10 protein-coding genes and 1 pseudogene are annotated in these 12,224 nt (G+C 55.4%); 2 read left to right on the top strand and 9 right to left on the bottom strand.

Features of this window, described 5'->3' with window-relative positions:
- The first annotated feature begins 34 nt into the window (after positions 1–34).
- Complete coding sequence (locus ACHHV8_RS12635) at positions 35–463, top strand: universal stress protein (RefSeq protein ID WP_395158578.1); 429 nt, start codon at positions 35–37, stop codon at positions 461–463.
- A 199-nt stretch (positions 464–662) separates the two neighbouring features.
- On the opposite strand, the gene ACHHV8_RS12630 is transcribed toward ACHHV8_RS12635, so the two are convergent.
- Positions 663–1,313 (bottom strand): peroxiredoxin-like family protein, encoded by a 651-nt coding sequence (locus ACHHV8_RS12630; RefSeq protein WP_395158577.1) that lies wholly within the window; start codon positions 1,311–1,313, stop codon positions 663–665.
- A 377-nt stretch (positions 1,314–1,690) separates the two neighbouring features.
- On the opposite strand from ACHHV8_RS12630, the gene ACHHV8_RS12625 reads away from it, so the two are divergent.
- Positions 1,691–2,380, top strand: a complete 690-nt coding sequence (locus ACHHV8_RS12625) for a Crp/Fnr family transcriptional regulator (protein WP_395158576.1) — start codon at positions 1,691–1,693, stop codon at positions 2,378–2,380.
- 68 nt (positions 2,381–2,448) lie between these two features.
- Here ACHHV8_RS12625 and ACHHV8_RS12620 read toward each other — a convergent pair whose 3' ends face one another.
- From ACHHV8_RS12620 to ACHHV8_RS12585, 8 genes and pseudogenes are all read right to left on the bottom strand, one after another.
- On the bottom strand, positions 2,449–3,441 hold the full coding sequence (locus tag ACHHV8_RS12620; RefSeq protein WP_395158575.1) for a DUF4432 family protein: 993 nt from the start codon (positions 3,439–3,441) through the stop codon (positions 2,449–2,451).
- Positions 3,442–3,484: 43 nt separating this feature from the next.
- Positions 3,485–4,492 (bottom strand): aldo/keto reductase, encoded by a 1,008-nt coding sequence (locus ACHHV8_RS12615; RefSeq protein ID WP_395158574.1) that lies wholly within the window; start codon positions 4,490–4,492, stop codon positions 3,485–3,487.
- 24 nt (positions 4,493–4,516) lie between these two features.
- On the bottom strand, positions 4,517–5,539 hold the full coding sequence (locus tag ACHHV8_RS12610) for an aldo/keto reductase (RefSeq protein ID WP_395158573.1): 1,023 nt from the start codon (positions 5,537–5,539) through the stop codon (positions 4,517–4,519).
- A 14-nt stretch (positions 5,540–5,553) separates the two neighbouring features.
- Positions 5,554–6,588 (bottom strand): annotated as a pseudogene (locus ACHHV8_RS12605) (enolase C-terminal domain-like protein).
- 260 nt (positions 6,589–6,848) lie between these two features.
- The gene (locus ACHHV8_RS12600) at positions 6,849–7,730 is read right to left on the bottom strand and encodes an SMP-30/gluconolactonase/LRE family protein (protein WP_395158572.1); all 882 of its coding nucleotides are present in this window, start codon (positions 7,728–7,730) and stop codon (positions 6,849–6,851) included.
- Positions 7,727–10,243, bottom strand: coding sequence for a beta-mannosidase (locus ACHHV8_RS12595; protein ID WP_395158571.1), 2,517 nt, complete (start codon positions 10,241–10,243; stop codon positions 7,727–7,729). The genes ACHHV8_RS12600 and ACHHV8_RS12595 overlap by 4 nt, the downstream gene beginning before the upstream one ends.
- A gap of 201 nt (positions 10,244–10,444) precedes the next feature.
- The gene (locus ACHHV8_RS12590) at positions 10,445–11,263 is read right to left on the bottom strand and encodes a carbohydrate ABC transporter permease (RefSeq protein ID WP_395158570.1); all 819 of its coding nucleotides are present in this window, start codon (positions 11,261–11,263) and stop codon (positions 10,445–10,447) included.
- 2 nt (positions 11,264–11,265) lie between these two features.
- Entirely contained in the window at positions 11,266–12,168 is a 903-nt protein-coding gene (locus ACHHV8_RS12585; RefSeq protein ID WP_395158569.1) for a carbohydrate ABC transporter permease, read from the bottom strand.
- Between the last annotated feature and the right edge of the window lie 56 nt (positions 12,169–12,224).

Genomic DNA, 12,224 nt, shown 5'->3' with positions numbered 1-12,224 from the left:
AATAAAACTATCAAATTAACGAGGTGAATCCGACATGTTATATTCAAAAATTTTAGTAGCTTACGATGGCTCCCAAACCGCTGAAAAAGCGCTTGATTCCGCTTTGAAACTGGCAAAGCTAAACCATTATTCCAAAGTGGATGTCATTCATGTATTCAATCTTCCCACTTATTTTGTAGATACAGCTGTGTTCATTCCGCCTGCTGCCGTTGAAAATAAAGCGCAGTACACCGAGCAGATCACCGAAAAAATCAAAACGGTTGCCGCGGATTTAACCAACATACATATTGAAGTGCGAAGCGGTGCGATAACTAAGGAAATTTTGAATTATGCCGAGGAGACCGGCGCCGATCTCCTCGTTGTCGGCAGCAGAGGGCTGAACGCCATCGGCGAATTTGTTCTCGGCAGCGTCAGCCATAATATTGTCCAGCATGCCAAAATTCCGGTGCTTGTCATAAAATAAGCGTTAAGACGTTTCTTACTGACACGTCTTCCGAACCGGTTTAAGGTACGGCGGCCGCTCGGCGGAAACGGCAAAAGGTTCTTGCCATCGATCATTGGCGAGAACCTTTTTTCAAGTTGAAATATGTTTTTACGGCAATGAAATTTAGACTAAAACCCTTTCTCCGCCACTCCTGTTTGCCCGTTGTTTCAGCGGACGCTTACAGCTTTTGCAGCTCGCGAATAATTTCTTCCGGGCTTTGCCGCTGCATAAAATTCGGATTGACATACGAGGAACGGATAATCGAGCTTTCATCTATCATAAAGACAGCAGGAACCGGCAAAATCCATTTGGAAGCGTGGTTATATTCCGCCAGATCGAGTCCGAACCCTTCCATCACTTCTCTTGCTCCCTGGGGAACGTCGAAAAGCAGATTATACTCGCTGGATACCGAGCCGTCCAGATCGGTAAGCACTTGAAACTCCAGTTCCTCCTTCTCCTGCTGCGACAGCGAATGATCCGGCTTCTGCGGACTAATGGCAATAAGCTGTGCGCCCAATGCCTGAATATCCGGCAATACCTTTTGGTACGCCTTCAGCTGCATATTGCAAAAAGGACACCAGCCGCCGCGGTAGAAAACTAGAATGACCGGCCCTTTGCCCAACTCGTCATACAAAATAACCTCATTGCTCCGGGCATTCGGTAATTTAAAATCAGGGGCTTTGTCGCCAACCTTCATGCCGGAAGCCTTGCCCGTTTGCTGAAGCTGTTCAATCATTTGCCCGAACTTGACCTGCGCCTCCATCGGGGTATTGGCTTGAAACGCTTGAGCCGCTGCAGCCAGCTGGTCGGTTAAATTAAGTATCGTCATCGCTCGAATCCTCCCTCTTTCTGTACGCCTCTCGAACGTATCTCTCTAAGGCGCTCCTGCACATTAAAGATAGCATCCGTTCGGTCCGGCCTCTGTCATCCAGCTTACAGACAGTCTCCGCTATGCCTGAAAATGCGGTTGCTACATGCCTCGGAACCGGCAGAGCCCGGTTTACAATCCAGGAAGATGGCGTGAACTCCTTATGGAAGCATCAAAATACTTAGCTTCTTGGCTTGACAAAGTTTAGCTCGTGTCCGATCTTATTTATATAAAGAACAGCGGACGGATCACGGTAACGGACATATTTTCAATGCGTATAAGCTCAAGCAAACCGGGACGCTTCCACTCTAACGAGATTCGGAGGGACTACATTTTCGATGAACAGGCTTTGGTACTTATCTCAAATCAGCATCTTTGAAGAATTATCCCCAGAGGAAATCAGGGAAATCGATCAATTAAATACGGTTCATCATTTTAAGCAGCTCCCTCCCAATACTGTCTTTCAAACACCGGAAACCGCTAAGGAAGGACTGTTTTTTCTAAAAGAAGGCAAACTCAGGCTCTACAAGCTGAACGATAACGGCAAACAGCTTACATTAGGCATTCTTTCGAGAGGCAATATGTTCGGCGAGCTGGAATCCTTCTCGTTCGGGACACGGCAGGTGTATGTCGAGACGGTGGATGCTTCGTTCATCTGCTCCATGTCCGAATCCCAATTCGAACGGCTGATGGTCAGCCGTCCCAAGCTTGCGCTAAAATTTCTGAAAGCGCTCAGCGAGCGGCTGAAAGAGCGCGACGATCAGCTGGAGCAGATGGCCTTCTACGATCTTCGAGGAAGAGTCCTTCACTTACTGGCTGCGCTGGGAGGCAAATTCGGCATTCTGCAGGGAAGCTATGTGCAGATTGATCTTCCGCTGACGCATCAGGAAATAGCCAATATGCTAAGCTCAAGCCGCGAAGCCGTCAGCGCCGTGCTGAGCGAGCTAACCCGGGAGGGATATATTAAGACCGGACGGATGTCCATCCAATTGGATGCTGCGATGTTCAAGGCAAGCGGAATGACGTAAGCTGCCGCCGGCGTGCCTGCTTCCATTCACATTCTTCACATACCATGTCAACCGCGAGCCATCGTCATTCAGCACGTTTCAAAAATACGGCAGGCATACCTTGTGGCATATTCCTGCCCCGGCAGCAATTCCCGGTAAGTGCCGTGCTGCAGCGAATGGTCGAAATTGGCGAACGCGTCATTGGACGGCTCGATGCCGACCGTGTACATCTCCGGCGTATTGCTGCTCCAATAGCGGATAAAAGGGAACGCATCCAGCTCCCACTCGAGCTGAACACCGATCTTCTTCTCCCGGTTGATCAGCTTGACTCGCGGCTCGCGAATGCCAGTAATCACGGTGAAAATTTGCTCATGCGCCTGTCTTGGCGGCACCTGCCGCAGGTCTCTGCTTGGGCCGTCAGGCATCGTAACGCGGTCTATCGGCTCCTCGAAGCGGCTGAAGCCGTCCTCACGGCAAGAGCCGTCGTACTGCCGCGCATGGAAAGCGGTGCCGCCGGGGAATTCAATGGACACATGCTCATCCAGAAACTGCCCCCCGAAGGCGGCATGCTGTGTCCAGGAGAACTGCACCGGAGCGGTCCCTTCATTGCCGATGCGCTGCTCTATGTACAGCTGCGCCTCTCCCTGCCTGAGCGTAAAGCTCTTCTCCACTTCAAAAGGAACGTCCGGCAGCCGGACTAAGCAGCGGATGGAGACGGCTTCCCCGCCGGACCGGACGATTTCATACGCCCAAGGGACTGTTGCGGCGATGCCGCCTGTGTCCTGGGTAATGTCGAGCTCCAGGTATCGGGCCCGGTGGGGCAGGCAGTCCTGCCAGCCTCCTGTGAACAGCTCCGAATAATGCTTCAGCCGCCGCTCGGCCAAATTGCGGTGCTCGAAAGCGGCGAGTCCCCCACCGGCTTTCAGCAGCACATCGACGGCAAGCGGCTTGTAGACAAGCGCGTAAATGTCCGCGCCTTTGCCCGTCAAGATTTGCGCACGCAGCAGCGCGTTCTCCAGAGTGACCGTTTGAATGCCGGAAATCACCTCTTCATGCACTCTGCATTCGCGGTTCACAGCCATGATGGCGAGCACCCCCTTTTCCACTGTGATAGATTGGTATTATTCAGGTTTTCTTGAACATCGACAGCTCGCTCGTTGGCGGGAAAATAGCTTCCAGCTGCCTTAAAATCTCATCGTCAAGGACCACTTCAACGGCGCGCAGCGTGTCGTGAAGCTCCTCGACACTGCTCGGACCGATAATCGGCGCAGCGATGGCCGGATTCGCCAGCAGCCAAGCAAGGGCGACATGCGCCTCCTTCTCTCCGATTTCCCTGCACAGCGCAGAGAATTGCTCCATCTGGGAGCAGTGCGTCGCCAGCAGCATCTGAGCGTCGCCGGTGAGCGGCCGCTGCAGCGGCTTCGTCACATCCGCAGCGAGCAGGCCTCTGGCCAGCGGACTGAACACCGTGACGCCGATGCCAAGCTCCCTGGCGGTTGGGAGAGCGTCTGTTTCCGGGAAACGATTCAGCAGATTGTAGCCGTGCTGCTCGGAGATCAGACCCATGAAATGCCGCGCCTTCGCCTCCGTTTGGGCGTTCATCATATCTCTGCCGGCGAAATTGGAAGAGCCGATATAATCGACTTTGCCGTGGCGAGCCAGCCCCTCGAACGCTTCCCACAGTTCTTCCCACTGCACATGGCGGTCCACATGATGCATCTGGTACAGCTCGATATGGTCGGTTTGAAGTCTCCGCAGCGACGCTTCCACATGGCGGCGGATTTTGTATAAGGACAAGCCCTGCGCCTTGTTAGGACCGTCCAGCTCATCGAGCTCGAACACCCGGCCGACCTTCGTGCCAAGCACAACCTTCTCGCGGCGGCTGCCCCCTTGGGCGAACCAGCGGCCGATCATTTCCTCGGTGGCGCCGCGGTGTCCGATTCCTCCGTACACATTGGCGGTATCGAAGAAATTAATACCGGCATCCAGCGCGGCGTCCATAATCCGGAACGCCTCCTTCTCGCTGACGCTGCCGTATTCCCCCTCGCTCGCGGACAGGGCGCCGAATGCGGCGGTGCCAAGGCATAAACGGCTGACGCGCAGCCCCGATTTCCCCAAGTATCCGTATTTCATCGTCCGTTCCTCCCCTAACCGTTGTTATTTAAACATGGAAAGCTCCGTCGTCTTCGGGAATATTTCATCCAGACGCTGCAGGGTGGATGCGTCCAGCTCAATCTCGACCGCCCGCAGCACGTCCTCCAGCTCTTCTACGCTGCTCGGTCCGATAATCGGCGCCGAAATCGCCGGATTGGAGATGAGCCACGCCAGCGCTACATTCGCTTCCGTTTCCCCCAAGTCTCTACACAGCGCGGAATACTGCTCCATCTGGGCACGGTGCGTTTCAAGCAGCATCGCCGCATCATCGGTGAGCACGCGCGTCATCGGCTTCGTCACGTCAGTGGCAAGCAGCCCCCTGGCCAGCGGGCTGAATACCGTGACGCCAATGCCGAGCTGCCGCGCGGTCGGGAGCGCATCCGTCTCCGGGAAGCGGTTCAGCAGATTGTACCCGTGCTGCTCGGAGATCAGTCCCATGAAATGCCTCTCCTTCGCGGCTGCCTGGGCGCGCGCCAGATCCCGGCCCGCAAAATTGGAAGACCCGATATAATCGACCTTCCCGGAGCGGACCAGTCCTTCGAACGCCTCCCACAATTCTTCCCACTGCACATTGCGGTTCACATGGTGCATCTGGTACAGCTCGATATGGTCGGTCTGCAGCCTTCTGAGCGACGCTTCAAAATGGCGGCGGATTTTGTACAGCGACAAGCCCTGCGCCTTGTTCGGGCCGTCCAGTTCATCGAGCTCGAACACCCGGCCGACCTTCGTGCCGAGCACCACCTTCTCGCGGCGGTTCCCGCCTTGGGCGAACCAGCGCCCGATGATTTCCTCCGTAATCCCGCGGTGGCCGATCGTCTCCCCGCGGTGCCTTACGCCGCCGTACACGTTCGCCGTATCAAAAAAATTAATGCCCGCATCCAGCGCAGCGTCCATCATGCGGAACGCCTCCTTCTCGCTGATGCTGCCGTATTCGCCGCCCTTGCCTACCAAGCCGCCGAACGCGGCCGTCCCCAGACATAAGCGGCTGACGCGCATTCCCGACTTCCCCAAATAACCGTATTTCACCCGGTTTCCTCCCTTTATCCCAATATAAGTACTTTGCTTTCGATGACGCTTTCATCCAGTTCAATACCGAGCCCCGGCTGCTCCGGCAAAGGAAGAAATCCGTTGACCGGCCGCGGCTTATACGTATGAAAATGATCCTGCTGCCGCTGGTACAGCACCAGATACTCCAGGTAAGGACACAGCGACGGAGGCAGCGCGGCGATGACATGCAGGTTAGGGAGCACGGTGCAGCCGTGCGGAATGAACTGGACATCGTACGTCTCGGCCAGCACGGCAAGCTTGCGCAGCTCCGTAATCCCCCCGGTTCAATCCGGGTCCGGCTGAGCGTAGGTCAGCAGCCCCTGATCCAGAAAAGGCTTGAAGTCCTTGCGGGTATACAGGTGCTCTCCTGCCGCCAGCTGCAGTGCCCCGCGTTCCTTCAGCCGCCGGTAGCCGTCGATTTGATTCGGCACGAGCGGTTCCTCCAGCCAGAGCGGGCGCAGCTCGCGCAGCCGGTCCATCATGTCCGCCGCATAAGGGACATCCCAGCCCATCCAGCAGTCCAGCATAAAATCATGCCCGCTGCCGATCGCTTCCCGCACCTCCTGCGCCATGCGGAGGTTGGCCGCTTTGCCCTCGCCGCCGCCGGATGGCCCGTGGCGAAAAAACCATTTTTGCGCCTTGTAGCCTTCCTGAACAAGCGCCTTCGCCTGCTCGCGGACCTTGCCCGGTTCAAGGGAGAAGCCCAGCGCGCTCGCATAGACCGGAATTTGCGTCCTCGTCGGTTCGCCAAGCAGGCGGTACACCGGCGCGTTGAAATATTTGCCGCGCAAATCCCAGAGCGCGCAGTCGACGGCGCTGACCGCCATCATGTAATATCCGGTGCGGCCATGGCGGTCGTGCCGCATTTGATCCCATAGCCGTTCAATATCGAGCGGGTCCTGCCCCAGCAAAAAGGGCTTGAGCTTCTTGGCGATAATATCCGCCTGTTCCTCATATACCATCGGGCCGTACAAGCCCTCCAGCCCTTCATCGGTTGTTATCGACACATAATAACGGACAAGCTCCATCGGACCGGACGTCTCGTCCAGGATGGGAAGCGGATCGCGCGCCGCATAGTCCGCATACATGTCCAGCGGGGTAGCTGAACGGGCGCGGTGCTCCCACGCTCGGGACATCGACCCGCTTATTCTGAACACCTGTACACCGGTGATTTTCACCCGTTATCCCTCCCTGCCGTGCAAGAATGTCTCCCGCTGCCGCTTGCGGCGGTACAGCTTCGGCCCAAGCCTTCCCCCAAGCCGGACTCGGGCCCGGTTTCGGGCTTGGATTATATCGCTCCGCGAACCCGCAGCTTCACGCTGTACAGCGAGGAGGACGCGGTAATAAACAGCGTGCTGCCAAGCGGCGATGCCGGCGGCGTGCCGAAGCACAGGTTGGCGGCCACCTCCGGCAGCTCCATCCGGCCGAGCGTCTCGCCTGACGGGGCGAGGATCCAGATGCCCCCGGGGCCGGTCACGTACACGTTGCCACGCTCGTCTACTTTCATCCCGTCCGCTGCGCCGGGACCTGCGGACGTATCCAGCTGCGCAAACAGCCTGCCGCTGTGTAGGCTCCCGTCCGAAGCCACTTCGTACACCCTCACGTTCTGCTCGTTCGTATCGTCGACGTAGAGCAGCGACTCATCCGGCGAGAACGCCAGCCCGTTGGGACGATTGAAGTCGTCCGCTATGACGCTGAGCGTACCGGACCACGGCTCGTAGCGGTATACGCCGTTGAAGGGCAAGTCTCTCGGCGCTCCCAGCGCCGTGCTGTACGGATCGGTGAAATAGACCGATCCGTCCTTTTTGACAATGACATCGTTCGTATTGTTGATCCGCATGCCTTGGTAATGCGTAATCAGCGGCGTCACGGTACCGTCCTTCTCCGTGCGGGAAATGCGCCGCGGCTCGGTTTCGCAGGACAGCAGCCGTCCCTCCGCATCCAGGGCGAGCCCGACTGCGCGGCCGCTCGGCTCCCGGAACACCTGCACTCCATGCGCTTCGCTCCAGGTATAGATGCGGTAGTTCATGAAATCGGTGAAATAGAGCCGATCCGTATGCGGGCACCAGGCCGGGCCTTCGGCGAACCCGAAGCCGGAAACCAGCTTCTGCGCCGTGGTGCCGGGAACCAGCAGCTCATCCAAACGGTCGGAATAGCGAATGATCTTCATCGTTGGAACGCTCCTTCCGTCATATAAGGGGAATAGTAGGCTTTCGCCCGGATCGTGCCCTGCTTGTGCCGGCCTTTAATCTTCACCCGCTTCACCTCTCCGGGCAGCAGGTCGAAATAGTTATCCTCGAACAGCCAGCCGAACGCATCGCCTTCCCCATCCCCGGACAGCTCAATGCTTCGGGCGAACGTATCGGTCGTCAGCTTCACCGTGTCGCCCTCCACTTCCATGCTTAATTTCGCTTCCGGGAAGCGTAGCTTCTTCTCGATGTCGACGAAATCGTTCGTCCTTGCGATCGTATTTCCTTCGTGGTCGATAAGAACCGTGTACAAAATACATTCTCGCGAAAACTGCTTGAACGCATTCAGGTCGGTGATGAGCCTGGATTCACCGGATGCCGCATGGACCTGGAGCTGAAGCTCCTGGACGAATGTATTGCTTGGCGGATGAAACAGCTTCACATGCAGCGTCCCCTCCACGTCCGCCGGGCTGTCATTGACAATCCACATATAAATGAAATTTTGCACGTCGAACGAAAGCAGCACCGGCTCGTAAGCCCGCTTTACCGCGTAATACGGCATGAACGGCTCGAAATAATAATCGATCATGCTGCCGTAAATGACCGGCCATGTGTCGTTCCAGCGGCATACGAAATGCCCCTTGCATATCCGTTCCCCGTCCGGGTCGCCGGATGGCTTGCCCCGGCGGTTGTTCTCCAGAATCCTGCGCAAATAATGCGCATGCGCCGCGCCGAATTTGTAGACGGCCGCCTCCAGGTTGTCCGCGTCGTAGAACAGCTCGATCGGCGGAATCTTTTTCCAGCCCATGGCGGAGGTCTGCTCTGTCCACGTATCCGGCCACGGGTAAGGCGAACGGCTTGTAATCATGCCCGTGTAACCCTCGGGCCACGCTCTCTCTTCGCCCATGTAGCGGAGAAAGCTTCGGAGCGAAGGCGGGGACGTCCGGATTTCTTCGGCAATCATGACCGGATAGTCGGCCCCCGGCACATACCATGTATTCGTATAGCTGTGCGTGTCCCCTTCCAGCGGATCGTTGCAGTAGGCCCCGCCGTATGGCGAGTTGATATGATAATATCTGTCCGGGTCCAGCGTCTCGCAGACGTCTTTATAATCCTCGAGAAAAATACCGCCGCCGATATACGGCACGCCCGGCAGCTCGAATTCCGCGCCCATGAAGCATTCATTGCCGCCGCACCAGAACAGCAGCGAAGGATGATGCTTCAGCCGTTTCACCTGGTACTCCGCTTCTTGTTTACATAATGCACGGTATTCCTTCGTGTCCGGGTACATTCCGTAATCATGGAAAAATTCCTGCCAAATCAGAACACCGCGCCGGTCCGCTTCCTCATAAAACGAATCGTCATACCGGTTCGCTCCGCCCCAGATCCGCTGCGCATTCATGTTGGCATTTTCCAGCAAATCGAGCAGCCGGTTCGACTTGTCGTCATCCCAGCAGTGCGTCATGCCCTGAATCTGCACCGATTGCGCGCCCCACAGCTTGATCTGTTTCCCGTTGATCCGGAAATCGAACGGCTCCGGCATCTTCACGTCGCGAAATCCGATCCGCTTCGTTACCTTGTCCTTTACTTCACCGCCTGCGATCAAAGTGACCTCAAGCTCATAAAGCGGCTGCGCTCCATAACCTCTGGGCCACCACAGCTGCGGGTGATCTATGGTGACTTCTGCCGTATGTATGCGGCTCCGCAAGCCGCTTGCATCTCCGCCGCCAGAAGCGGCCTGAACCGGTCCGCTGTACTGTGCAGCTGTCTGCAGGTCAGGACCTGTCACACGGATCTGTACCGAAGCGTCATCCGTCGCGCCGCTGCCGTAAACGCGAACCGATACGCGTCCTTGCCGATAGTCCTCCGTTAACCGGACGGTGACATCCGTCTCGCTGATCTCCATGTCGTCTACAACTTCCAGAACGACTTTATCGTAAATGCCTATGCGGGTCAGATACGGCTTGGCGCCCAAATAATCCGTGAAATCCTGGTCGTTTTTGCGGATAAGCCGGCTTTTGCGGATTTTACCCTCCCATGCTTCGGGAAAGTCCGCCTGCTCGATATACGTATAGGGAGAATGAAAATGAAGTAGCAGCAGATTGTCTTCCTTCAGCAGCTCCGTGATTTCCACTCGCAGCGGCAAATACATGTCGTTGTGGTAAGCCAGGTGCCGGCCGTTCAAATAAATATCAACCAGCGTGTCCAAGCCTTTGAAATGCAGATACGTTCTTCCTGCCTGCTCCGGTGCGGCAAAGCTCCGCCTGTAGAGCCAGTCGCTCTCTGCGACCCACAGGCATTCCTTGCCCTTCCCGTAAAGCGCCGGATCCTCGATCAGGCCTTCTCTCAGCAAAATTTCATGGACCTGCGCAGGAATCTGCGTCTTGATCCAACCCTGTCCTTCCTCCGGTTCATCCGCGAACCGGCCGGATGGCTCGGACGACGCAGCCTGCTTTAGCTCCCAGCCCTCATTAAATTCGGTTATGAGCTTCATCTTCAGATCACCTCGATTGGTTTACGTCGTCTGTCATCTGTATTGCGACAGCTTGCGCATCATCTGCAGCACGATAGCTATAGATCGCCGGCATTACGCCGGCTTTGCATCTTCTGGATCACGATAGCTTCACGTCTTCAAAATCGCGATAATACCCTTGCATTATCTCCATCCGCTTCACGCAGTCTGGCGCGCGGAAGCTTATCCTTTGATGCTGCCCCCGACCAGCCCCCGGATCAAATGCTTGGAGCCAAAGCCGAACAGAATGAGGATCGGGATGGTCGACAGCGCCAGCGCCAGAATCCGGGCCGCATAGTCGGTTCGGTATTCGCTGCTCAGCAGAGAAACGGCCAGCGGGATGGTGTACATGCTCTCCTTATTGATAAGCACGAGCGGCGTCAGATAGTTGTTCCACGACCAGAGAAAAAACAGCAGGGACAGCGTAATCAGCGCCGGCCGGATCACCGGCAGAATGATGCGGGCAAAGAGCCCGATATCGCTGCAGCCGTCCAGCCTTCCGCTTTCGATAATTTCATTGGGCACGGCGGACGAAATATACTGCGTCATCCAGAATACGCCGAAAGCATTCGCTATTCCCCCTATAATAAGCGGGTACAGTGTATTAACCAGGCCCAGGTAGCGCATCTCCACAACAAAGCCGATCAAGCCCAGCTGCGGGGGAATCATGAGCGTGCCGATAATAAAGAAGTACAATATTTTTTTGCCTTTAAACTCGTATTTGGCAAAGGTAAACCCCGTAACGGCGCTGACCAGTACAGCCAAGACGGTATTCGTAACGGCAACCAGCAAGCTGTTGAAATAAAATCGGAAAAAGTTTTGCGCCATGACCGATTTCAAATTTTCCAGCAAGTAATCGCCCGGCCATAATTTGAGCCCGGTATATAAGTCCTCGCTGACATAGGTGCCCATAATAATCATGGTATAGAACGGAATCAAGGCGAATAGCGACAGAAGCGTAACGAAAATATATACCGGCAGCTTTGCCATACGAACGCCCATAGTTAGACCCCCTCCCCGCGGTTCATCACCTTCATTGAGACAAAGGAAAAGATCGAAATGACAATAAACAAGCTGTAGGCAATCGCAGAGCCGTAGCCGAATTCAAAATTGTGGAAAGCGACGTCGTAATATCTCATCACAACTGTCAAGACGGCATGATCGGGACCGCCGATCGGCTGCGAGTCGGACTGGAACAGCAGCTGCGGCTCGTCAAACAGACGGAAGCCGTTAATGATGCTCGTCGTCACGACAAAGAGCATAATCGGGCGCAGCATCGGCAGCGTGATGTGGAAGAAGCTGTCCTTCCATTTCGCTCCGTCGATTTTGGCCGATTCATACAGCTCCTCGGGAATTGTCGATAAGCCGGACAGAAAGAGCACCATTTTGTAACCGTACGAGGTCCAGCTCTGCATAATGATGACCACGAGTCTCGCCGCCCACGGCATCCCGAGCCAATAGACGGTATCGATCCCCAGCATGCCGAGCACCGCGTTCACCGAACCGTTCTTCCAATCGAACAAGATTTGGAATATAATCCCGATCGCTACAGGCGTCGTAATATACGGCAAAAAGTTAATCAATTGCAGCGCATTCCTCGATTTGCCGAAAAAATCTTTCAAAAATACAGCCAGCAGCAAGCCTAGAACAATTTCCGCCGGAATCGTGATGACAATAACCAGAAATGTATTGAACAGCGATTGATAAAACAAACTGTCATTTGTGAAAATACGGATATAATTGCTTAATCCGACGAAGGTCATATCGGTAATGCCGTCCCATTTCGAAAAGCTGATAACCAGCGAGAACAGGATCGGGAACAAGCCGAATGCCAAATACAATACAAAGTACGGCGTCAACAACATATACGGGGTTGCCCGTTTGCCAATCCTCAGCAAGCCTCTCACCTACAATCTCCATGATGGAATGAAAAGGGAGCCGGCGACTGAACCAAACTCCCTAT

It is taken from the genome of Paenibacillus sp. TAB_01 (genome assembly GCF_043945595.1).
Taxonomy (GTDB): domain Bacteria; phylum Bacillota; class Bacilli; order Paenibacillales; family NBRC-103111; genus Paenibacillus_S.
This window is presented reverse-complemented; position numbering and strand designations above follow the sequence as displayed.

Bases quoted from the DNA above. Each gene is read 5' to 3' on its own strand.
- ACHHV8_RS12635 (WP_395158578.1), top strand. From the start codon at position 35: ATGTTATATTCAAAAATTTTAGTAGCTTACGATGGCTCCCAAACCGCT.
- ACHHV8_RS12630 (WP_395158577.1), bottom strand. From the start codon at position 1,313: ATGACGATACTTAATTTAACCGACCAGCTGGCTGCAGCGGCTCAAGCG.
- ACHHV8_RS12625 (WP_395158576.1), top strand. From the start codon at position 1,691: ATGAACAGGCTTTGGTACTTATCTCAAATCAGCATCTTTGAAGAATTA.
- ACHHV8_RS12620 (WP_395158575.1), bottom strand. From the start codon at position 3,441: ATGGCTGTGAACCGCGAATGCAGAGTGCATGAAGAGGTGATTTCCGGC.
- ACHHV8_RS12615 (WP_395158574.1), bottom strand. From the start codon at position 4,492: ATGAAATACGGATACTTGGGGAAATCGGGGCTGCGCGTCAGCCGTTTA.
- ACHHV8_RS12600 (WP_395158572.1), bottom strand. From the start codon at position 7,730: ATGAAGATCATTCGCTATTCCGACCGTTTGGATGAGCTGCTGGTTCCC.
- ACHHV8_RS12595 (WP_395158571.1), bottom strand. From the start codon at position 10,243: ATGAAGCTCATAACCGAATTTAATGAGGGCTGGGAGCTAAAGCAGGCT.
- ACHHV8_RS12590 (WP_395158570.1), bottom strand. From the start codon at position 11,263: ATGGGCGTTCGTATGGCAAAGCTGCCGGTATATATTTTCGTTACGCTT.